The organism is Pseudomonas alvandae, assembly GCF_019141525.1.
GTDB classification, from domain to species: Bacteria; Pseudomonadota; Gammaproteobacteria; order Pseudomonadales; family Pseudomonadaceae; genus Aquipseudomonas; species Aquipseudomonas alvandae.
The window spans coordinates 5407244-5429841 of sequence record NZ_CP077080.1 but is presented as its reverse complement, the minus strand read 5'-3'; the positions used below and the strand labels follow the sequence as shown (position 1 = coordinate 5429841).

General features: G+C 61.2%; 20 protein-coding genes and 1 riboswitch. Of the genes, 12 read left to right on the top strand and 8 right to left on the bottom strand.

The window, feature by feature from the left end; all coding sequences use genetic code 11:
* Positions 1 to 147 precede the first annotated feature (147 nt).
* A complete protein-coding gene (locus tag KSS97_RS24175) occupies positions 148 to 429 on the top strand; it encodes a hypothetical protein (protein WP_030138603.1) in 282 nt (93 codons plus the stop codon).
* A gap of 162 nt (positions 430 to 591) precedes the next feature.
* Here KSS97_RS24175 and KSS97_RS24170 read toward each other — a convergent pair whose 3' ends face one another.
* Positions 592 to 1758, bottom strand: coding sequence for a 1-acyl-sn-glycerol-3-phosphate acyltransferase (locus KSS97_RS24170; protein WP_033864426.1), 1167 nt, complete (start codon positions 1756 to 1758; stop codon positions 592 to 594).
* A 139-nt stretch (positions 1759 to 1897) separates the two neighbouring features.
* Between KSS97_RS24170 and KSS97_RS24165 the strand changes: the two genes are divergently transcribed.
* From KSS97_RS24165 to KSS97_RS24150, 4 genes are all read left to right on the top strand, one after another.
* Entirely contained in the window at positions 1898 to 2080 is a 183-nt protein-coding gene (locus KSS97_RS24165) for a CPXCG motif-containing cysteine-rich protein (RefSeq protein ID WP_030138605.1), read from the top strand.
* Between the two features lie 10 nt (positions 2081 to 2090).
* Positions 2091 to 2351, top strand: a complete 261-nt coding sequence (locus tag KSS97_RS24160) for a putative signal transducing protein (protein WP_030138606.1) — start codon at positions 2091 to 2093, stop codon at positions 2349 to 2351.
* 36 nt (positions 2352 to 2387) lie between these two features.
* Entirely contained in the window at positions 2388 to 3011 is a 624-nt protein-coding gene (locus tag KSS97_RS24155; RefSeq protein ID WP_030138607.1) for an SOS response-associated peptidase, read from the top strand.
* A 153-nt stretch (positions 3012 to 3164) separates the two neighbouring features.
* Positions 3165 to 3980, top strand: a complete 816-nt coding sequence (locus tag KSS97_RS24150) for a M48 family metallopeptidase (protein WP_217860308.1) — start codon at positions 3165 to 3167, stop codon at positions 3978 to 3980.
* A gap of 128 nt (positions 3981 to 4108) precedes the next feature.
* Here the strand turns inward: KSS97_RS24150 and KSS97_RS24145 are convergent, their stop codons facing one another.
* From KSS97_RS24145 to KSS97_RS24135, 3 genes are all read right to left on the bottom strand, one after another.
* Positions 4109 to 4693 (bottom strand): TMEM165/GDT1 family protein, encoded by a 585-nt coding sequence (locus tag KSS97_RS24145; RefSeq protein WP_030138609.1) that lies wholly within the window; start codon positions 4691 to 4693, stop codon positions 4109 to 4111.
* Positions 4694 to 4783: 90 nt separating this feature from the next.
* Positions 4784 to 4905, bottom strand: a riboswitch (yybP-ykoY riboswitch).
* A 51-nt stretch (positions 4906 to 4956) separates the two neighbouring features.
* A complete protein-coding gene (locus KSS97_RS24140; RefSeq protein ID WP_030138610.1) occupies positions 4957 to 5955 on the bottom strand; it encodes a methyltransferase in 999 nt (332 codons plus the stop codon).
* Positions 5956 to 5988: 33 nt separating this feature from the next.
* Positions 5989 to 6954, bottom strand: a complete 966-nt coding sequence (locus KSS97_RS24135) for a 2-hydroxyacid dehydrogenase (protein WP_217860307.1) — start codon at positions 6952 to 6954, stop codon at positions 5989 to 5991.
* A 195-nt stretch (positions 6955 to 7149) separates the two neighbouring features.
* Here KSS97_RS24135 and KSS97_RS24130 point away from each other — a divergent pair, with 195 nt between their 5' ends.
* The 7 genes from KSS97_RS24130 to KSS97_RS24100 all read left to right on the top strand — a co-directional run bounded on the left by KSS97_RS24130 (position 7150) and on the right by KSS97_RS24100 (position 17493).
* On the top strand, positions 7150 to 7779 hold the full coding sequence (locus tag KSS97_RS24130; protein WP_198796258.1) for a LysE family transporter: 630 nt from the start codon (positions 7150 to 7152) through the stop codon (positions 7777 to 7779).
* A gap of 144 nt (positions 7780 to 7923) precedes the next feature.
* Positions 7924 to 9606: a fatty acid--CoA ligase gene (locus tag KSS97_RS24125; RefSeq protein ID WP_217860306.1), complete on the top strand. Its 1683-nt coding sequence runs from the start codon at positions 7924 to 7926 to the stop codon at positions 9604 to 9606.
* 287 nt (positions 9607 to 9893) lie between these two features.
* On the top strand, positions 9894 to 11789 hold the full coding sequence (locus KSS97_RS24120) for a DUF1302 domain-containing protein (protein WP_198796259.1): 1896 nt from the start codon (positions 9894 to 9896) through the stop codon (positions 11787 to 11789).
* Positions 11790 to 11814: 25 nt separating this feature from the next.
* Positions 11815 to 13179 (top strand): DUF1329 domain-containing protein, encoded by a 1365-nt coding sequence (locus KSS97_RS24115; protein WP_198796260.1) that lies wholly within the window; start codon positions 11815 to 11817, stop codon positions 13177 to 13179.
* A 206-nt stretch (positions 13180 to 13385) separates the two neighbouring features.
* Positions 13386 to 16121: a winged helix-turn-helix domain-containing protein gene (locus KSS97_RS24110; RefSeq protein ID WP_217860305.1), complete on the top strand. Its 2736-nt coding sequence runs from the start codon at positions 13386 to 13388 to the stop codon at positions 16119 to 16121.
* Between the two features lie 80 nt (positions 16122 to 16201).
* Positions 16202 to 16702, top strand: a complete 501-nt coding sequence (locus KSS97_RS24105) for a methylated-DNA--[protein]-cysteine S-methyltransferase (RefSeq protein WP_217860304.1) — start codon at positions 16202 to 16204, stop codon at positions 16700 to 16702.
* A gap of 182 nt (positions 16703 to 16884) precedes the next feature.
* Positions 16885 to 17493 carry a LysE family translocator gene (locus tag KSS97_RS24100; RefSeq protein ID WP_217860303.1) on the top strand — a complete coding sequence of 203 codons (609 nt, stop codon included), beginning with the start codon at positions 16885 to 16887 and terminating at the stop codon, positions 17491 to 17493.
* Here KSS97_RS24100 and KSS97_RS24095 read toward each other — a convergent pair whose 3' ends face one another.
* The 4 genes from KSS97_RS24095 to dctP all read right to left on the bottom strand — a co-directional run bounded on the left by KSS97_RS24095 (position 17494) and on the right by dctP (position 22486).
* A complete protein-coding gene (locus KSS97_RS24095) occupies positions 17494 to 19401 on the bottom strand; it encodes an alkaline phosphatase D family protein (protein ID WP_198796264.1) in 1908 nt (635 codons plus the stop codon).
* Positions 19402 to 19511: 110 nt separating this feature from the next.
* Positions 19512 to 20795, bottom strand: a complete 1284-nt coding sequence (dctM, locus tag KSS97_RS24090) for a C4-dicarboxylate TRAP transporter large permease protein DctM (RefSeq protein ID WP_030138620.1) — start codon at positions 20793 to 20795, stop codon at positions 19512 to 19514.
* Entirely contained in the window at positions 20792 to 21424 is a 633-nt protein-coding gene (locus KSS97_RS24085; RefSeq protein WP_030138621.1) for a TRAP transporter small permease, read from the bottom strand. The genes dctM and KSS97_RS24085 overlap by 4 nt, the downstream gene beginning before the upstream one ends.
* Positions 21425 to 21490: 66 nt before the next feature.
* On the bottom strand, positions 21491 to 22486 hold the full coding sequence (dctP, locus tag KSS97_RS24080; RefSeq protein WP_030138622.1) for a C4-dicarboxylate TRAP substrate-binding protein DctP: 996 nt from the start codon (positions 22484 to 22486) through the stop codon (positions 21491 to 21493).
* Between the last annotated feature and the right edge of the window lie 112 nt (positions 22487 to 22598).

Below are 22598 nucleotides of genomic sequence, written 5' to 3'. Positions count from 1 at the left end.
AATTAATCCGCCACAAACGCATTCAGTATTGAACGACATCGTTACCGGTCGGAAAAAGCCGCGCAGCGCGCCAGGCTTTCGGTAGAATCCGCGCCCTGATTTGTAGGTCTTGGGCGCAAGGCGTCCGTTTTTCGCTTGAGGTTCGTGATGTCGTTGCAACTGTTTTCGTTGTTCGCTGCCCACCCCGCCAAACTGATCAACCTGCTCGCGCTGCTGTTTGCCTGCCCGGGTGGCTGGGTATTGCACGCAACGCGCCGCCGCGAGCAGCGGGCGCGGGCCTGTCTCGAAGCGCGTGGCGGCGAAAGCAATGAACGATTCGAAGCGCTGCTGGACCTGGCGACGCAACGCATGAATCGGTTTTTCTACCGCTTCGGTTTTGCTTGCCTGGGCGTTGCGCTGTTGATGTCGTGGTTCAGCACAAAGCTCTGATGAAGCAATCTGTGGCGAGGGGATTTAGCGAAACGTCGCACCGCCCCGCTGGGCTGCGTAGCAGACCCGATATCTATGGCTAGCCCAAGGGCTTGCGAGTGCTGTGCACTCGAGCGGGGATAAATCCCCTCGCCACAGGTCACTCGCTCTAAGGGCTGTCGCTTAAAGCGCCAGCCCCGCCTTGACCCGATACTGGTTACGCACCGGCGTTGCATATTGCAGCACCAGGAACGGTCGCTGTTCCACCGGACACTCATCCAGTCGACGCTGCCATTCCTCTTGGGCCTTCGCCAGTTCTTCGGCACCGAACACTTCGGCGGCCGTCGGGACCTGTAGCTGCGGGTCGGCGTCGGCCCATTGGGCATAGGCCAGGTAATGCACCGGGAACAGGCGATAACCGCCGAGGATCTGCCGGTCCATCTCCGCTGCCAGTTGCTTGGTGTCCTCGAACAGCTCGGTGATCGGCGCGGCAAAATTCACATGGACCCGGCCTTTATAGCCAGTGATGCCCTTGGCGATGCTGACGTCATCCTCGCCCGGTGCCTTGGTGTAGGTCCCGGTAGTGGCGCGGATGTACAACTCGCGGGCCTTGGCCTGGTCGCACGGATCGTATTCGTAGCTGATCGACACCGGCGTCAGGTTCAGCGAGCGGATTACTTCGCCGAACGGTTCGTCCTTGCGGCTCATGTGGAACATCTTGAGGATCGCTGATTCGGTGCGATCGTCACCGTCCTTGGCCCTACCTTCGGCCTGGGCGATCCAGATCGAGGCGCAATCGTTGCGGATCGAGTGGTTGATGTACGCCGACAGCAACTGGTACGCCGCCATTTTTTCCCGGCGACCGGTGATCGAGCGGTGCACGATAAAACTCTTGTTCAGGCGCATCAGGTCGCTGACAAACGGCTTCTGCAGCAGGTTGTCGCCAATGGCGATGCGCGGGGTCGGCAGGCCGGCGTGGTACACGGCGTAGTTGACGAACGCCGGGTCCATCACAATGTCGCGGTGGTTGGCGATGAACAGGTAAGCGTTGCCGGATTTGAATTGCTCCACCCCGGTGTACGTCACGCCATCGGTGGCGCGCTCGATGGTGTGGTCGACATAGAACTCCACTTTGTCCTGCAACGTGGCGACCGATGTCACACCAGCGAACTCTCGACGCAACTTCTGCGCTATAAGGGGTTTGAGCATCCAGCCGAACGCGCCGGCCAGGCGCGGGAAGCGGAAGTGGGTGAGGATATCTAGAAACGCCTTGTCGCTGAGCAGCCGTGCCAGCACTGCTGGGACTTCACTGTCGTCGTAAGGTCGGATGGCATCGAATTCGCCCATCATGCTCTCTTGTTGGAAACGGCTAGGGTAAGTAAAGGTTCGATCGAAAATACGACAGGGCACGGCCTGGAAAATAAGCCAGACGAAAATAGCCCTGCAAATAGACCGGCGATTATACGCACAAGTCACTTGGGAGACCTCGATGCTGGAAGCCGCTGAGTATGAATGTCCATATTGTGGGGAAGAGGTAGAGACTTCATTGGATCTTTCCGGTGGCGACCAGACCTATATCGAAGACTGTCAGGTCTGCTGTCGGCCGATTACCTTCGTACTGCAAGTCCACGGTGAGGAGTGGCACCTCGAGGTCTTCAGCGAAAACGAATGATGGGGTGGCCATGCAGCGAATCTACGAGTTGGAAAACCTGATGGAAGGCGAATTGCTCCAAGGCATGCTCGCCAGCGAAGGCATCACGGCACATCTGGTGGGCCGTGACCTGGTGGGTGGCGCGGGGGAGCTGCCGATGCACGGGCTGTTGGGGCTGGCGGTGGACGATGAACAGGCGCAATACGCCCGGGAGTTGATCGCCGCCTACAATGCCGCGCTGCCGGTGCCCGGCGATGAACCGGACAGTTACCCCGGAACGCTGGTCTGTTAGGCTGGCCGCCGTTTGATATGAGAGCCGTATTTCCCCATGTGTGGACGTTATGCCCTGTTTCGCTGGAATCCCGCCTTCGCGGCCTTGCCCGGCTTCCCCGTCGATCAGAAGGCCCAATGGAACATTTCGCCCAACGATTCGGTGCTGATGCTGCGGGTTGGCGCCGACGGCCAGCGCGAATTGGCCCGGGCGCGCTGGGGGCTGACGCCGCCGTGGCTGACCGATCTGTCCCGTACTCCCGCCCACGCCCGGGCCGAAACCGTCGCCGAGCAACCGATGTTCCGCGAGGCCCTGCGTTTGCGCCGGTGCCTGCTGCCGGCCAACGGATTCTACGAATGGCGCGGTGGATCGCGTAAACGCCCGTACTGGCTGACGCCAGGAGAGGGTTCGTCGCTGTTTTTCGCGGCGATCTGGGAAGCGTATCCGGTGCAGGAACAGGTGTGGTTGAGCACGGCAGTCATCACCCAACCGGCGGCTGGCCAGCGTCGGCCATTGATTCTGGACGAAGAAGGCCAACGCCTCTGGCTTGATCCCGAGACACCGTTGCATGCCTTGCAAGGGCTGCTGGCGAGCGAGCCGGGGCAATTGCGCGAGCGGGTGTTGGCGAACATGGTCAACGACCCGAAACTCAATGGGCCGGAGTGCCTGACGCCGGCTTGAGGGTTGTGGCGACAGTCCCAACCCCTTCGCGAGCAGGCTCGCTCCCACCGGGAGTCGGGCCTTTCAGAAAAATCTGTAATCCTCGCGCTGTGTATCTGGCGCCGATACAAATCAACGCCTAGGATACGCGCACGTTTCCAGGGAGCTTCATAGATGAACAAGATTTTGATGGTAAGTGCGCTGAGTGCGGGTCTGCTGCTTGCCGGTTGCCAATCGGTCAACACCACCAGCGGCGGAGCCGTGGGGGTGGAGCGCAAGCAGTACATGTTCAGCATGCTGTCGACCGCCGAGGTCAACCAGATGTACGCCCAGTCCTATCAGAAAACCATGGGCGAGGCGAAAGCCCAGGGCGCTTTGGACAAGACCAGCAGCGATGCCAAGCGTCTCCAGGTCATTGCCGACCGCCTGATTGCCCAGGCGCCTGTGTTCCGCCCGGATTCGGCGCAGTGGAACTGGGAAGTCAACCTGATCAAGAGTGACGAGCTCAATGCCAACTGCGGGCCTGGCGGCAAGATCATGTTCTACACCGGCTTGATCGACCAGCTGAAACTGACCGACGCTGAAATCGCCGCGATCATGGGCCATGAAATCGCCCATGCCTTGCGCGAGCATGGCCGTGAAGCCATGTCCAAGGCCTATGGTATCGAAATGGCCAAGCAGGGCGCCGGCGCGATATTCGGCCTGGGCCAGGACAGCCTGGCGCTGGCCGACACCGTGGCCAACTACGGCATGACCTTGCCCAACAGCCGTGGCAACGAGAACGAAGCCGACCTGATCGGCCTCGAACTGGCCGCCCGCGCCGGCTACGACCCGAACGCCGCGATCACCCTGTGGAACAAGATGGCCAAGGCTTCGGAAGGCGCTCCGCCGGAATTCATGAGCACCCACCCATCGTCGAGCAGCCGGATCGCCTCGTTGCAAGCGGCGATTCCGAAGGTGATGCCGCTTTACCAGCAGGCCAAGAAGTAAGCATCGTCACGCGGTGAGGCGGCTGGCCTCATCGCGAGCAAGCTCGCTCCCACAAGGACAACGAAGTCCCCTGTGGGAGCGAGCTTGCTCGCGAAGAACGATAACGCGGCAAGTCTGATTCAAATCAATCAAACCCACCCACTGCTCTGCATTGCCTTGTATACCGCCACGATTGCCAGGATGAAAAACGCCGAGGCGGCCAGGCGGCGGATGAGGGCCAGGGGCAGTTTCTCGGCGGCGAAGTTGCCAGCCAATACCACCGGCACGTTGGCAATCAACATGCCCACGGTGGTGCCAATGATCACCAACCACAGTTCCGGGTATTGCGCGGCGAGCATCACCGTGGCGATCTGGGTCTTGTCGCCGATTTCCGCCAGGAAGAACGCGATCAGCGTGGTCAGGAACGGCCCGAACCTGCGAGCCGTATTGGCCTCTTCATCGTCCAGCTTGTCCGGGACCAGGGTCCACAATGCCGTGGCCGCGAAGCTTGCCGCCAATATCCAATGCAACACCGAGTCGGAGAAGAACCCACTGACCCAGGCACCCACCGCGCCCGCTGCCGCGTGGTTGGCCAGGGTCGCGGCGACGATGCCGGCGATGATCGGCCAGGGTTTGCGAAAGCGAGCGGCAAGGATCAGCGCGAGCAGTTGCGTCTTGTCGCCGATTTCGGCCAGCGCAACGATGGCGGTAGGTACGAGTAGAGAGTCCAGCATCAGGAAATTCCTAAGAGGGGCGGGTCGACACGGCTATGACACGTACAGCCTTCCCGCCCCGGGTAAGGTGTGCGTGTCATAGGTCTTGTCAAACCCAGCGACCATCTGCGTGGACGCTTGGGCCGCATACGCCATGGTCTGCTGACCAAGTATGTTGACGTATGCCGGGCGAGCAGGGCGCTCGCGGGAGACTACTCCCCTAGGACGGTGCGGATTCTGCCTAGGCAAATCCGATTGGGCAAGCGCTGTTTTTCAAGGATGCTTCAGCCGCGCTTGGCCCGGTAGATGCGAAAACCCTGGCCTTCGGCCTTGATGGTGCACGTGCCGAGGTGCTCTTCGATCAGCGGCTGGTATTTGAGGAAACTGTTGGCGACCAACCGCAGTTCGCCGCCATTTTTCAGATGTTTGGCGGCTTTTCGCAGCAGGTTTTCCGTCGCGTGATAATCGGTGTGCACCCCGACATGGAACGGCGGATTGCTCAGGATCGCGTTCAGGCCCATGGGCGCGGCGTCGATCCCGTCACCGGTCAGCACGTCGGCTTCCAGGCCGTTGGCGGCCAAGGTCAGGCGACTGCTGGCGGCGGCGAAGGCATCCACATCCAGCAATGTCACGGTGTTGTGCGGGTAGCGACGCTTCACTGCGGCACCCAGCACGCCGGCACCGCAGCCGAAGTCCAGCAGGTGGCCGCTGGGCAGCTTGTCCAAGTGCTCCAGCAACAGCGCACTGCCGCGATCCAGTCGCCCGTGACTGAACACCCCCGGCAAGCTGATGACCTTCAGCGGACCTTCGGCCAGCGGCAGCTCATAGGTCTGTGCAAGGCTTTCCAGCGGCTTGGCCTCGGGCGCGTTGGCGACGGTGACTTGCCAGAGCTGGCAGTGCCGCGCGCTGTCGAGCTTGCGTGGCTTGCCGAATGGGTTGAGCTGCTTGGAAGCCCCCTCGATGCCGCTGCGTTTTTCCCCCACCAAGTACACCTCGCGACCGGCCAGGCGCGCGGCCACGGCGTTGAGGATGTAGTCGGTGAGGTCCTTGGCCTTGGGCAGGAACACCACGGCGGTGTCGAACCCGCGCTCGGGTACGTTCACGCCAAAATGGCTGCGCTCCGGGAAGCGCGCATCCAGGGCCGCTTGATCGCCGGCGTGCCAGCACCAACCATGGGCCTCGGGCAGGCGGCCGAGCAGATCGTCGGCGGGCAGGCCAGCCAGCAGGACCGAACCCTGGAATAGCTCAGGTTGACGAAGCAGTACTTCACTGCGCGGATCCATGGTCTGCTCCTTGAAAAAAAGTGCGGCAGTTTATCAACTGACGATCCGTCGCGCTGTACCGCTGAAAAATCCCTGGGCGTTTTCGCTCAGTTGGCCAACGATCCGCTGCCGTGCCTCGCGGCTGCCCCAGGCGTTGTGGGGCGTGACGATCAACCGGGGGATATCGCCTGCCAACAGCGGATTGCCCTCGGTGGGCGGCTCCACGCTCAACACGTCGGTGGCCGCACCGCCCAGGTGACCGCTGCGCAGGGCGTCGGCCAAGGCTTGCTCGTCGATCAGCCCGCCGCGTGCGGTGTTGACCACGAACGTACCGGGTTTGAGCAAGGCCAGTTCGCGCGTGCCGATGAAATGACGGGTGTGCTCGTTGAGCGGACAATGCAGCGTCAGGGCGTCCACTCGCGGCAACAGTTGGTCCAATGGCAGGCGGTCGGGACGAGCGGGGCGTCCGGGAATCTGTCCCAGCAAGACGCTCATGCCAAAGGCTTCGGCCAGCCGCGCGACGGCGCCGCCCAATTCGCCATGGCCGAGCAGTCCGAGGGTCTTGCCCTGCAGCTCGACAATCGGATAATCCAGCAGGCAGAACTGCGAAGCCTGTTGCCAGCGACCTTCGCCCACGGCTTTTTGATAATCGGCCAGGCGCGTCGCCAGGTTCAGCAACAGCATGATCGTATGCTGGGCGACCGACGGCGTGCCGTAGCCCTGGCAGTTGCTGACGGTAATGCCATGGCGGCGGGCCGCGACCAGGTCGACGTTGTTGGTGCCGGTGGCGCTGATCAGGATCAGTTGCAGTTCGGGGTTGGCGGCCATCGCGGCTGCATCGATCACGACCTTGTTGGTGATCGCCACCGTGGCGCCCTTGAGCCGCTCTGTTACCTCATCCTGGCGGGTTCCGGCGAACAGTTGCAGTTCGCCGAAGCATTCGCGCAACGGGCCGAGGTCGAGGTCGCCGAGGTCCAGGGAAGGGTGATCGAGAAAAACTGCGCGGGCGGTATTGGTCATCAGCTGTACCTGTCATGGAAAGGACTGAAGGCGTAATGTGGCGAGCCTATCAGAACATTTGCCGTGGCGAGGGAGCTTGCTCCCGCTGGCCTGCGAAGCAGGCCCCAGAGGCAAGCGACTGCTGCGCAGCCGAGCGGGAGCAAGCTCCCTCGCCACGGGATCCATTCAACAGAGATTGTCGCAAGGAGCCGCACCATGTACCTCGCCGAATTCCTCACCGTTGCCCTGATCCATCTGCTGGCCGTGGCCAGTCCTGGTCCGGATTTCGCCGTGGTGGTCCGTGAAAGCGTGACCCACGGTCGTCGCGCCGGGACGTGGACAGCGTTGGGCGTCGGCACCGCGATCTTCCTGCACGTGGGATATTCGCTGCTGGGCATCGGCCTGATCGTGTCCCAATCGATCGTGCTGTTCAACGCATTGAAGTGGGCGGCCGCCGCTTACCTGTTGTACATCGGCTTCAAGGCATTGCGTGCGCAGCCGGCCAAGGCCAGCGAGGAAAACCTGCACAAGGAGGTCGGCGAACGCACCGCTCGCGGCGCGTTTACCGCCGGCTTCGTGACCAACGGCCTGAACCCCAAGGCGACGCTGTTTTTCCTGTCCCTGTTCACCGTGGTCATCAACCCCCATACCCCGATGGCGATCCAGGCCGGCTATGGCGTATACCTCGCGGTCGCCACGGCGGCCTGGTTCTGCATGGTCGCGATGCTGTTCAGCCAGGCACGGGTGCGTGCCGCTTTTGCCCGCATGGGCCACTGGTTCGACCGGACCATGGGCGCCGTGCTGGTTGCCATCGGGGTGAAGCTGGCGTTTACCGAGGCCCACTGAGCAGGCTGAACCCGTCCCGATGATGGCTCAAGGCCGGTATTTGCGGGCGGATCAAATCATTCCTTCGGCTGATTTGATCCGCGAATAAGCGCTTTAGAGTGCTTACTTTCCAGCCAAGACCGTGCAGTCAGAAAAGGGACACTTATGTTGCAGACTCGCGTAATTCCTCCAGCCGAAGGCGCCTACCAATACCCGCTGCTGATCAAGCGGTTGCTGATGTCCGGCGCGCGTTACGAGAAAACCCGCGAGATCATCTACCGCGACCAGTTGCGCTACAGCTACCCGACGCTGATCGAGCGCGTCGCGCGGCTGGCCAATGTGCTGACCGAGGCGGGGGTGAAGGCCGGCGATACCGTGGCGGTGATGGACTGGGACAGCCATCGTTACCTGGAATGCATGTTCGCGATCCCGATGATCGGCGCGGTGATCCACACCATCAACGTGCGCCTGTCGCCAGAGCAGATCCTCTACACCATGAACCACGCCGAGGACCGCTTCGTGCTGGTCAATAGTGAGTTCGTCGGGTTGTACCAGGCGATTGCCGGGCACCTGACCACGGTGAAGAAAACCTTGCTGCTGACCGACCTGCCGGAAAAAACCGCCGACCTGCCAGATCTGGTTGGCGAGTACGAGCAACTGCTGGCCAGTGCAAGCCCGGTCTACGACTTCAAGGATTTCGACGAGAACTCCGTCGCCACCACGTTCTATACCACCGGCACCACAGGCAACCCCAAGGGCGTGTATTTCACCCATCGGCAACTGGTGCTGCATACCCTGGGCGTGTCGACCATCATGGGCGCCATCGACAGCGTGCGGCTGCTGGGCACCAACGACGTGTACATGCCGATCACGCCAATGTTCCATGTCCACGCCTGGGGCCTGCCGTACGTGGCGACCATGCTGGGGCTCAAGCAGGTCTACCCCGGCCGTTACGACCCGGAGTTCCTGGTAGAGCTGTGGCGCAAGGAAAAGGTCACGTTCTCCCACTGCGTGCCGACCATCCTGCAGATGGTGCTCAACGCCAAGGGCGCCCAGGGCACCGATTTCGGCGGCTGGAAAATCGTCATTGGTGGCAGCGCCCTCAACCGCAGCCTGTACGAGGCGGCCAAAGCCAAGGGCATCCAGCTCACCGCCGCCTACGGCATGTCCGAGACCGGCCCGCTGGTGTCCTGCGCCCACCTCAACGACGAACTGATGGCCGGCAGCGAAGACGAACGCATCACCTACCGGATCAAGGCCGGCGTGCCGGGGCCGCTGGTGGAGGCGGCGATCGTCGACGGCGAGGGCCGCTTCCTGCCCGCCGACGGCGAGACCCAGGGCGAATTGGTGCTGCGCGCGCCGTGGCTCACCGAAGGTTATTTCAATGAACCACAGAAGGGCGCCGAGCTCTGGAGCGGCGGCTGGTTGCACACCGGCGATGTCGCCACCCTCGATGGCATGGGCTTCATCGACATTCGCGACCGCATCAAGGACGTGATCAAGACCGGTGGCGAGTGGATCTCCTCCCTGGACCTCGAAGACCTCATCAGCCGTCATGCGGCGGTACGTGAAGTAGCAGTGGTCGGCATTCCCGATCCGCAGTGGGGCGAGCGGCCGTTTGCCTTGCTGGTGATTCGCGAAGGGCATGAGATCGGGGCTCGCGAGCTCAAGGAACACCTCAAGCCGTTTGTCGAGCTGGGGCACCTGAGCAAGTGGGCGATCCCGAGCCAGATTGCCCTTGTTACGGAAATTCCCAAGACCAGCGTCGGCAAGCTCGACAAGAAGCGTATCCGCGTCGACATCGCCGAATGGCAAAGCAACAACAGCACCTTCCTCTCGACGCTCTGAGCGTCCCTGCCGTGCCCGAAAAGGGCACGGCAGCCCCACCAAGCAAGCGCTTGTCTTGTCAAAACCGAAAATTCAGCCATCCTTGCCGTGCCGACAGGTGTCGGCCTGGCGAAGGACTGTTCCAGAGTGGTCGTGGGCTGCAAATCACACTTTAGAGGGATCAAGCCGTACTACCTGCTGGCTATAGTCCGCTCAAGGTTTTCTGGAATGGTACGCGCGTGCCAGCACGGCGAAGGGTTTCCGGAAATACCCACTGCCATAACAATAAAACACATGGAGTTGCGTCGATGACCTCAGCAAACACTTTCTGGCGCCGGGCAAAATTGCCGCTGGCCGTCAGTCTTGCCTCCTCGCTCGCCGGCCCGGCTTTCGGCGTCAGCTTCAACATCGGTGAAATCGAAGGCCAGTTCGATTCGTCCCTGTCGGTCGGCGCGAGCTGGTCCACGGCCAAGGCCAACAAGAACCTGATCGGCGTCAACAATGGTGGCCATGGTTTGTCCCAGACCTCTGATGACGGTCACTTGAATTTCAAGCGTGGGGAAACCTTCTCGAAGATCTTCAAGGGTATCCATGACCTGGAGCTGAAGTACGGCGACACCGGTGTGTTTGTGCGTGGCAAGTATTGGTATGACTTTGAGCTCAAGGACGAAAGCCGTCCGTTCAAGGACATCAGCGACAGCAACCGAAAAGAAGGCGCTCAGTCTTCCGGCGGGCAGATTCTCGATGCGTTCATTTACCACAACTACGCCATTGCCGATCAGCCCGGCTCGGTGCGCCTCGGCAAGCAGGTGGTTAGTTGGGGCGAGAGCACCTTCATTCAGAACGGCATCAATGCCATCAACCCGGTCGATGTATCCGCGTTCCGTCGTCCGGGCGCCGAGGTCAAGGAAGGGCTGATCCCGGTCAATATGTTCTATGTATCCCAGAGCCTGACCGACAATTTGTCAGCTGAAGCTTTCTACCAGTTGGAGTGGGACCAGACCGTTACTGACAATTGCGGGACTTTCTTCTCGCAGCCGGACGTCATTTCCGATGGTTGTGACAGTAACCTGCGAGTGCTGAGGAGCGCGTCGGCGATTCCAGCTGCTGCGATGCCTACCTTGGGTGCGTTCGGAGTGGACGTTGATGGCGAAGGCACTTTGGTTCGTCGTGGCGCCGACCGTGATGCTCGGGACAGCGGCCAGTTTGGCGTGTCTTTCAAGTACATGTACGAGCCGCTGGATACTGAGTTTGGCGCTTATTTCATGAACTACCACAGCCGTGCGCCAATTTTCAGCGGTCATGGTGCACCCGCCAGCGCTTATACCAGCGGACCAGGGTTGGTAGGGTCGCTGATGGCCGCTGGCATTCCGTTTGCTCAAGCGGTTGCCATGGCTCAAGCCATGGTACCGATGGTGGTCGCAGGTAATTCAAACTACTACGTCGAGTATCCCGAAGATATCCGCCTGTATGGCCTGAGCTTCTCGACCACATTGCCCACAGGTACCGCATGGAGCGGCGAAATCAGCTACCGTCCGAATGCACCGGTCCAGCTCAATACCACTGACATCCTGTTTTCCGGATTAACGCCTCTGAACCCCGATGTTTCTGTACTGCCAGGACAGGCAGACACGGACCAGCCAGGCTATCGCCGCAAGGAAGTGACACAACTGCAAACCACCTTTACCCACTTCTTCGATCAGGTCATGGGCGCCGAGCGCCTGACATTGGTAGGCGAGGTCGGTTTCACTCACGTCGGTGGTCTGGAAAGCACTTCCAAGGCGCGTTATGGCCGTGATCCAAGCTATGGCCCTGGGCCATTGCCGAATGGCCAATGCGAGATATTGAACGGTTCGACCCTGGCAGGCGGAGCGCAGAACAACGCTAGTCGCTATTGCGAAAATGATGGCTTCACCACGGCAAACTCCTGGGGTTATCGCGGTCGCGCGATCTGGGACTACAACGACGTGTTCGCCGGTGTAAACCTGCGGCCGAACGTGGCTTGGTCCCATGATGTGAAAGGCTACTCGCCAGGCCCTGGCGCCAACTTCGAGGAAGGTCGCAAGGCCGTCAGCCTCGGGCTGGATGCCGAGTACCAGAACACCTACACCGCCAGCCTGGCCTACACCAACTTCTTCGACGGCAAGTACACCACTGTGGACGATCGCGACTTCGTGGCGCTCAGCGTCGGCGTGAACTTCTAAGCACCGTATTTCAGGACGACACACTATGAAAATAACAAAGAATCTGTTGCAAGTCGGTGCGCTGGGATTATCCCTGTTGGCGGCCAGCGTCATGGCCGCCGTGCCTGCCGCCGAGGCCGATAAGCTGGGCAAGAGCCTGACGCCGATGGGCGCCGAGATGGCCGGCAACGCCGATGGTTCGATTACAGCCTGGAAACCCATGGCCAAGAACGCCGGCAGCGTGGACGGCAAGGGCTTCCTCTCCGACCCATACGCCAGTGAAAAACCGGTCTTCACCATCACCGCGCAGAACGTCGAGCAGTACAAGGACAAGCTCGCCCCGGGCCAGTACGCGATGTTCAAGCGCTACCCGGAAACCTTCAAGATGCCGGTCTACCCGACCCATCGCGGCGCCACCGTGCCGGATGACGTGTTGGCCTCCATCAAGAAAAACGCCGTGAACACCAAGCTGGTGGGCGCTGGCAACGGCCTGGAGAATTTCGAGACGGCGGTGCCGTTCCCGATTCCCCAGAGCGGGCTCGAAGTGATCTGGAACCACATCACCCGCTATCGCGGCGGCAGCGTGACACGTCTGGTCACCCAGGCCACGCCGCAGCCCAACGGTTCGTACAACCTCGTGTACTTCCAGGATCAGTTCGTGTTCCGCGACAAGATCAAGGGCTTCGATCCGGCCAACCCGGGCAACGTGCTGTTCTACTTCAAGCAGCAAGTGACTGCGCCGGCGCGCCTGGCCGGTACCGTGCTGCTGGTGCACGAAACCCTCGACCAGGTGAAGGAGCCGCGCAAGGCCTGGATCTACAACGCCGGCCAACGCCGCGTGCGCCAGGCGCCGCAAGTCGCCTACGACGGCCCGGGTACCGCCGCCGACGGCTTGCGCACCTCCGATAACCTGGACATGTACAACGGCGCGCCGGACCGTTACGACTGGAAGCTGGAAGGCAAGAAAGAGCTGTACATCGCCTCCAACAGCCACAAGATCGATTCGCCGCAGCTCAAGTACGCCGACATCCTCAAGGCCGGCCACATCAACCAGGACCTGGCGCGCTATGAACTGCGTCGCGTCTGGCACGTGACCGCGACCTTGAAGGAAGGCCAGCGCCACATCTACGCCAAGCGTGACTTCTACATCGACGAAGACACCTGGCAAGCCGCGGTCATCGATCACTACGACGGTCGTGGCCAGCTGTGGCGCGTGGCCGAAGCCCATGCCGAGAACTACTACGACAAGCAAGTGCCGTGGTACGCCATGGAGGTTATCTATGACCTGCAGTCCGGTCGCTACCTGGCCCTGGGCATGAAGAACGAAGAGAAATCGGCCTACGACTTCGGCTTCACCGCGTCCACCAGCGACTTCACCCCGGCGGCCCTGCGCCAGGAAGGCGTTCGCTAAATCGCTCCACCCGAGGCCGCATCCTCGAAAAAACGCCCCGACTGGTTCGGGGCGTTTTTTTTGACCGACACAAAAGCAGCACTCCAAGGCATTTGGTTTGTAGCCTTTTTGTAGCCATTTGTAGCACTCCCTTCAATACCTCTCCGTTTACGGCTAGTCTGCGGACATCTGCAACGCCGCCACCCGCATTCCAACAAGAGCCGGCCATGACTGATTTGTCTTCACTTCCGGATTCTTCCCGCGCAGCCATTGCGGTACAGGAAGGGCGCTTCTACCGCCCACCCTTGCCCGACGGCCATGTCGTGCGGCCGCGGTTGTGCGAGCGCCTGGGTGCCGGGCTTGGTGGCCGGTTGCTGTTGGTGAGTGCGCCGGCGGGGTTTGGCAAAAGCTCGCTGGCGGTGGAGTTCTGCCAGGGCCTGCCGGCCCACTGGCATAGCCTCTGGTTGGGGCTCAGTGCCAGGGACAACGACCCGGGGCGTTTCCTGGAGCGGCTGCTCGAAGGGCTCCAGGCGTTTTTCCCGCAACTGGGTGGCCGGGCGTTGGGCCTGCTGAAAATGCGCCAGCGCCATCAGCCCTTCGCGTTCGAAGAATGGCTCGATGGTCTGCTCGATGAGCTGTCGGCGCATCTGTCCCCTCGCACTCCCTTGTTGCTGGTGCTCGATGACTACCATCTCGCCCAGAGCCCGGTGCTGGATCGCTGCCTGCAGTTTTTTCTCAATCACCTGCCCGACGGGCTGCTGGTACTGGTCACCAGCCGTCAGCGACCGGACTGGCACCTGGCACGGCTACGCCTGTCGCGGCAATTGCTCGAACTCAACGAACAAGACCTGCGCCTGACTCATGACGAAGCGCTGACCTTGCTCCAGCGTCACAGCAGTTCACTGCGCGGGGAGGCGCTGGAAAGCCTCATCCAGCGCAGTGAAGGTTGGGTGGCCGGGCTGCGTTTCTGGTTGCTCGCGGCTTCCGAGGCCGGCAATGACGGACGGCTGCCCCAGGCCCTGCACGGTGGGGAAGGGCTGATCCGCGATTACCTGCTGGAGGAAGTCATTGATTGCCTGCCCGCCGAGGTGCAGGCGTTTCTCTATGACATCGCCCCGCAAGAGCGCTTCTGCAGCGAGCTGTGCGATGCGGTGCGCGATGCCCATGACAGTCAGGAAATTCTTCAATACCTGGCCGCGCACCAAGTGTTCCTGGTGCCGTTGGACGAACATGGCCACTGGTACCGTTTTCATCACCTGTTTTCCGACCTGTTGCGCAGCCGTCCCAGTGCGCCGGCCATGGTGCCGGCCGCGACCCTGCACCTTCGGGCTTGCCGTTGGTTCAACGCCCAGGGCTTGATCGACGAAGCCGTGGAGCAGGCGCTGCGGGCGGGGCACCTGGATGTGGCGGCGAACCTCGTGCAGAACCTGTCGGAAGAGCAACTGCTGGCCGAGCAGAACGTCGGCATGTTGCTGCGCTGGAAAATGGACTTGCCCGACAGCCTCCTCATCAGCACCCCGAGGTTGATCGTGCTCTACAGTTGGGCGCTGGGCCTGGCCTGCCAACTGGATGCCGCCGAGGAGTTGGCCGCACACTTGAGCCGCTTCCTGCCAGCCCCATCGGCCACTGCGCAAAAGTCCATGCTCGCGCAATGGCTAGCCCTGAGCGGCATTGTTGCCCGAGGGCGTGGCGACCGCGCGGCTACGTTGCGCTATTGCACCGAAGCCCTGGAAAGCCTGCCGCCAAAACGCTATGGCCAACGCCTGATGTGCTTGTCCACGCTGTCGAACCTGGCGATTGCCGATGGCGACCTGTGGCGGGCTCGTGCCTTGAACCGAGATTCCCTGGAGCTGGCGCAACGGGTCGGCAATCCGCTTTTCGAGGCCCTGGCCCATTACGATCGGGCCCGGGTGCTGCAAGCGCGGGGAGAAATCCTGCGGGCGCTCGAAGAAGTGAGACAAGGGCTGCAACGTCTGCAGGGTTTATCGCCACAACGGTTGTACGCGGTGCGAGCGCGTTTGGTCCTGTATGAGGGATTTCTGCTGACCCTGCGCATGCAGTCCCCGGCTGGATTGGCCCGGTTGCAAGCCGGCCTGACCGAAGCCAGGGCCTGCCGTGACATCAGCGTGTTGATCGGCCATTGCGTGATTGCACGCGTCGAAGGCTACAACGGTGAGTTCGCCCGGGCCTTTGCCGAACTGGCCGAGGCTGAGCGCCTGATGCATATCTGGGACGTTCCGCCGGTGTATTACCTGGCGATGATCACCCTGGTCAAATGCGAGCTCTGGCTTGCCCAGGGCCGCACCGAGCTGGCCGAAGCCTGGTTGGCGCGACTGGGACAGACCTACACCGGCGAACGGGCTGCCGCGCCTCCGGAATTCCATCCGCAACTGCCACTGCACGTTGAACTGCAACAGGCCTTGCTGGAATCCATCCGCGGGCAACCGATGCAGGCCGAAGGGCGCCTCGATGCGTTGCTGGAGCACGCGCAGCAAACCGGCCGGCAAATGCTCAGCGTCATGGTGCTCAATCAGAAGGTCGCGTTGCTGCTCGCTGTGGAGCGTGAGCCGCAAGCACGAAGCGCTCTGGCCCAAGCCTTCGAGGCCGCCATCGGCGGGGTGCTGCAACCTTTCGAGTGGTTGTTGAAAGAACATCCGGAGTGGCTGCGCGAGCAACTGTTGCAGGCACCGCCCAGCGACTTGCGCCAACAACTGCTCGAATCCTTGCCATCGGCGGCGACGCCAGCTACCGAATCCATGACGCCGGTCGAGACCCTCAGTAGCCGCGAACGCGCGGTGTTGCAACTGATCGCCCAGGGCTGTTCCAACCAGGAGATCAGCGAGCAATTGTTCATTTCGCTGCACACGGTGAAAACCCACGCCAGCCATATCAACAGTAAACTCGGCGTAGAACGCCGCACCCAGGCCGTGGCGCGGGCGAAGGCGTTGGGGTTGTTGGGATGAGGTTGCTGTGACGAAACTGTGGCGAGGGAGCAAGCTCCCTCGCCACAAAAGCCATTTAGCTTGAGCCAAGGAATCACTTGATGTTGCCGCTGTATAAAACCATTCAATCCCCCGTCGGCGAGCTGATCCTTGTTGCCCGAGGCACGAAGCTGGCGGCGATCCTGTGGGAAAACGAACGGCTCAATCGTGTGCGCCTCGGGCCGCTGGAGCCAGACGACGATCACCCGACGCTCAAGGAGACCGAGCGTCAGCTGCTGGAATACTTCGCCGGCCAGCGCCGCCGTTTCGAATTGGAGCTGGACTTCGCCGGCACTGATTTCCAGGTGCGGGTCTGGCAGGCTTTGCTGACGATCCCATTCGGCGAGACCCGCAGCTACCGCGACATTGCCATCCAGATTGGCCAGCCGACCGCGACCCGCGCCGTCGGAGCGGCCAACGGACGCAACCCGATCTCCATCATCGCCCCCTGCCATCGCGTCATCGGCACGTCCGGCAGCCTCACCGGTTTCGCGGGCGGCCTCGCCGCCAAGCAGTTTTTGCTCAGCCTCGAAGGCCAGCAAAGCCTGCAGCTGGCGTTCTGACCCTCACCCAATCCCCATGTGGGAGCGAGCTTGCTCGCGATGACGGCCCAACATTCAGCATCTTCATCACCTGACACTCCGTCATCGCGAGCAAGCTCGCTCCCACAGATTTTTCCTGCGCCAATATGAAATCCGTCTACAGTGTCTGTCGCCTGCAAACATAAATCGCCAACGGAGCCACTATGGCCAGCTATGGATTGTTCCTGCTGCTCGCAACCCTGACCATCCTCAGCCCTGGCCCGGGCGTGGTCCTGACCCTGTCCAACTCGGTGCGTCATGGCTGGAGCGGCGCCTTGCCCGGTATCCTCGGCATCGCCCTGGGCGGTTTCCTGGTGGCGGGCATCTCGGCCAGCAGTGTGGGCTTGATCCTGGCGACGTCGGCGACGGCCTTCACCGTGTTGAAATACATCGGCGCGGTTTACTTGCTGTATCTGGGCGTGAAGATGTGGAACACCAAGACCTTCATTCCGACCCTCAACGACACGCCTTCACGTCCTTGGCGGCGATTTGTCGAGGCGTTGTCGATCCAGTTGCTCAACCCCAAGGCCGGGTTCTTTTTCCTGGCGGTGTTCCCGCAGTTCATCGAGCCGGCAGGTAACTATTACACGCAGTTTCTCCTGCTGGTGGCGTCCTACGGCCTGCTCGTCATCGGCATACACAGTGGCTATGCGCTGATGGCGAGCCGTGCCAGGGGCTGGCTATCCACGCGCCAAGGCACGCGCGTTGTCGGCAAGTTGTCCGGCCTGACGTTCTTTTCCTTCGGCGTGCTGATGGCCTCGGCCAGCAAGTGATCAGCCTGGGGGCGATTTCGGCGCCAGCATGCGTGTCGGCGGATGGCCGTTGGCGTTGTGCTGGTAGATGTCCGCCGGTTGCCCCTGCTCATTGAAAAACACCTGGCCGATACCCGCCGAATTCCACAAGCGTTCCCCGGCCTCGGCGTGTTCCGGGACGTGGGGAATGATGCGCATGCTGCGGCGCTTGGTGAACCAGTTCAAGGGGGATCGGGGCGAATAGAGCCAGCGGTTCAGTCGATCGAACCACTCCAGCAGCGCCGGAGGAAACTCATTCTTGATGCCGCTGCTGGTGATCTGCCAAATGCGCGGACCGCCCTTGCGATGTGGGATCAATACCTCATAGACGAAGGAATAATGCACGTCACCCGAGAGCACCACATAGCTGCCGGGCGTACGTGAATGTCGGAAAATATTCAGGATCACCTGGGCCGCGCCGCGATGGGCCATCCAGTTTTCCGCGTCCACCAACAGTGGATAACCGCACCAACTGAACACCCGCTGCACGGTCTCGATCAGTTTCACGCCGAAGATCGGCGCCGGTGACACGATGATCGCCGAGGGATGGTCCAGCAGTTCTTGTTGCAGCTCGCTCAGCGCTTCCCAGTCCAGCAGGCCCGACGGCTGCTTGAGGTTGTTTTCGCTGCGCCAGCGGCGCGTACGGGTGTCGAGCACCACCAGCGCCGGCGTGCTCGGCAGCACGTAGTGCCATTGCTGGAAACCGAGCAGCGTGTCGATCAGCGTGTCCTGCGGCGCGCTGTCGAGGTAGCGGTCTTTGGCGGTGCCGCATAACGCCACGGTTTGCTGGATCACCTCGCCAAACACGTCCGGGTTATTGCCCCAGCCCTGGCAGAGCATATAGGCGATCAGCGCGTTGCCGATGATGCGCTTGGAGAACGGATGCCCGTAGGCCGTTTCCTCCCATTGTGCGGATAAATTCCAGTCGTCGGTGATGTCGTGGTCATCGAAGATCATCAAGCAGGACAGGTGCGCGAACACCCGGGCCACGCCGCCAAGTCCGGCCCTGAAAGCCTCGATGCGTTGTTGCTCCACGTCATAGCGTTGACGTCGTTCGGCGGTCAATTCGGGTGGTTGCGGGTCGATCAACGTCCACGGCACGGGCGACCACACCAGCAGATACATCGCCATGACTTCGGCGAAGGTCACCAGGTGATTATCTGCGCTGCTGCTGGTGAAGATCGGCTTGCGTGCCCCGCCGAAGAAACGCTCACGCAGGGTTTCGTTGCTTTCGAGCGCTGGCAGCAAGTCTGCACGGTGGTAATAACTGGCGGGGTGTTGGTAAAGCTTGGCGCTGTCTTCAACCACCGCACCTTCGAGGCATTCTTCGAACAACCCCAGGCGCTCGATCAAGGCATGGATCGCCCGCAACATCGGCCCGGCGACATCGTCGGCATACACCTGGTCGCCGCTCATCATCAACAACGCCGGCCGTTGCTCGGGAGATTGCGCCAACAGTCGGTCGACACAGAGCAAACCGTCGTTGGCCGGGTAGTGGGGTTTGCGGCAGGAGCCATGGACCAGTTGCCCGATGCGCGAATGCAGCATGAAATTAGGGCACTTCGCACCGCCGTACAGCAGGTGCGGCGCCCATTCGGCGATGGGCGTGCCGTCTACCAGCAGGTCGTAGTCAATCGTCACATCCAGCGGCAGGGCAGTATCGAGATGCACGTCGATCAAGTGCAAGAATGCCTGCCGCCCCACGGGCACCACCGTGCAGCGCGTGGCGTCGAGCTCGAGATCGCCTGCTTCGTCGAGGCGCAAAGTCAACGTCAAGGGTCGTGAACCCACCAGCCACATCACCAGCCGCCGGGCTTCCAATCGCCGCAGCAGCGGACCGACGAGGACGGAGGGAAGGGTGGTTGGTGTGTCGGAAGGGGACGGCAACATTCGTAGGAAAAGCTCTGCTTCACAAGGAAGCAGGGATCATAACGCAATGCGCCCAAGGGCTGTGGCGGCTGCGTCTTTGTGGCGAGGGAGCAAGCTCCCTCGCCACAGGATCAGCTCATTCCCAACCAGTTCGGCAGAACCAGCGAAATCCACGGCACATAGGTGATCAACACCAGGAACGCCAGCAAGATCATCAGCCACGGCATGGCTGCGCGGATGGTGGCCGTCAGCGACATGCCGGTCACCGCCGAGGTGACAAACAGGTTCAAGCCCACCGGCGGCGTGATCAAGCCGATTTCCAGGTTCACCACCATGATGATGCCCAGGTGAATCGGATCGATGCCCAGTTTCATGGCGATCGGGAACAGAATCGGCGCCAGGATCAGGATGATCGCCGACGGCTCCATGAACGCACCGGCAATCAGCAGCACGATGTTCACCACCAGCAGGAAGGTCACTGGCGTCAACCCGGCCTCGATCACCCACGCGGTGATCTGTTGCGGCAGTTGCTCAGTGGTCAGCACATGGGCGAAGAGCATGGCGTTGGCAATGATGAACATCAGCATGATGCTCAACTTGGCCGACTCCAGCAGGACCTTCGGCGTCTCGCGGAACGTCAGGTCCTTGTAGACGAACAGTGCGATAAACGCCGAATACACCGCTGCGACCGCCGCAGCCTCGGTGGGTGTGAACATCCCCGAATAGATCCCGCCGAGGATGATGACCATCAGCAGCAGGCCCCAGACCGCCTTGCGTGCCGCCGTCAGCCATTCGCGCAAGGTTGCCCTGGGCAAGGCTGGCAGGTTTTTCTTCACCGCGACGATGTAGATCGCCACCATCAAGAAGACACCCAGCAACAAGCCCGGCACCACACCGGCCATGAACAACTTGCCTACGGAGGTTTCGGTCGCGGCCGCGTACACCACCATCACGATCGACGGCGGAATCAGGATGCCCAAAGTGCCGGCGTTGCAGACGATGCCGGCGCCAAACGCTTGTGGATAACCCGAACGCACCATGCCGGCAATCGCGATGGAGCCCACCGCCGCCACCGTTGCGGGGCTGGAACCGGACAGCGCTGCAAACAACATGCACGCCAACACTGCCGCAATCGCCAGGCCGCCACGGATATGGCCGACGCAGGCGTTGGCAAAGTCGATCAGCCGCCGCGCCACACCGCCCGTGGTCATGAATGCACCGGCCAGCAGGAAGAATGGAATCGCCAGCAAGGTGTAGTGTTCGCTGGTTTCGAACAGCTTGATCGCCAGGGAGCGTACCGAGTCAGGGCTGAAGAAAATAATCGTCAGCGATCCGGCCAGGCCCAGGGAAATGGCGATGGGTACGCCGATGAACATCAGCACGAACAGCGCGATGAACAGGAAGGCAATGGTCATGGCTTGTCTTCCTCGATCTCGGTCAGTTTGATCGCTTCCGCTGCTTCATCCGCCAGGCCCAGGCCCGTCTGACGATTCATCAAAATGCGTACGAGAATCTCCGCGAAACGGATAAACACCAGGGCGAATCCTACGGGCACGATCAGCCCGACATGCCATTGCATGATGCCGAAATGGCCGAGGTCTTCGGCGCCGATCTCAGCAATCATCAACGTGTTGATCCACTCGAAACTCGCCACTGCCAGCAACCCGGCATAACCCAGGCAGCACAGGCAGGCGATCACGCCGATGTAGCGTTGCACTGGTTTGCTCGCCAGTTTCACCAGCGCGTCGACACCGATGTGTCCTGCGGTGCGCACGCCGTAGGAAAGACCGAAGAAAATCAGCCAGCCAAATAGCGCCTTGGTCAGCGAGCTGCTCCAGGTCATCGCCTGGGCCATGCCCATGATGCCGTCGCCAATGGCGAACATCGACTCGCTGGCGGCCGGCCAGTTGTCGCCAAGGCTATAGAACACGGCATAAAGGTTGTTGAGGACCACGTAGACGAAGGTGACCAACGTCATGGCGGCCAAAAGGAAGGCAATGAAAGCTTCCTCGAAATGTTCCCAAGTGCGCCGAAGGGCGTTCATGGATGGCATCTCCTGCAGGGAGGACGACAGGCTGGCGCTGCCTCGACGGCAGCGCCGGCCAACCCATTACTGTGCCTTGTTGGAGGCTTCGGCGGCTTTGATCAGGTCGGCACCGATGTCACCTTCGAACTTCTTCCATACCGGCTTCATCTTGTCGCGCCATTCGTTGCGCTCTTCAGGCGTGAGGGTGATGATTTCGGTGGTCTTGGCGTCGACAATGCGCTGCTTGTCGTTCTGGTTAAGTTGCGCGGCTTCTTTGTTCACGTGCGCGGTCACTTCAACCAGGATCTTGTCCAGTTCGCTACGCACGTCCGGCTGCAGGCCGTTCCAGAACTTGGTGTTGGTGATCAGCATGTAGTCGAGTACACCGTGGTTGGATTCGGTGATGTACTTCTGCACTTCATGCATCTTCTGGCTGTAGATGTTCGAGTAGGGGTTCTCCGCACCGTTCACCACACCGGTCTGCAGGCCTTGGTACACCTCGGCGAAACTCATCTTGCGCGGGTTGGCGTTGACGGCCTTGAACTGTTCCTCGAGCACCGCAGACGCCTGTACGCGGAACTTCAAGCCACGGGCATCCTTGGGTTCGCGTAGCGGTTTGTTGGCGGACATTTGCTTCATGCCGTTGTGCCAATAGGCCAGGCCGGTGATGTTCTTGCTTTCCATGGACTTGAGCAGTTTCTGACCTTCTGGGCTCAACTGGAAACGGTCCACGGCGGAGATGTCGTCGAACAGGAACGGCAAGTCGAACAACTGCACGGTCTTGGTGTACTGCTCGAACTTGGCCAGCGACGGCGCGATCATCTGCACGTCGCCCAGGAGCAGGGCTTCCATTTCCTTGCCGTCGCCGAACAGCGAGGAGTTGGGGTACACCTCGACTTTGACTTTGCCCGGAAGTCGCTCTTCCACCAACTTCTTGAACAGCAACGCACCTTGGCCTTTAGGGGTTTGTTCGGCCACCACGTGCGAGAACTTGATGACCACCGGATCGGCTGCCATGGCCGAGCCCAGCGCGCTGAGGGCCAGCGTGCAGACGAGTGCTTTCCACATAGGTTTGAACATTGGGGTTTCCTTTTATTTTTAGTTTTGCCCGTGCGGGCTCATTCAACAAAACGCACGGTGGGACAGTTGCAAGTCTAGGCAGAAAATAGCTTGCCGGGGCATTGTGACATCA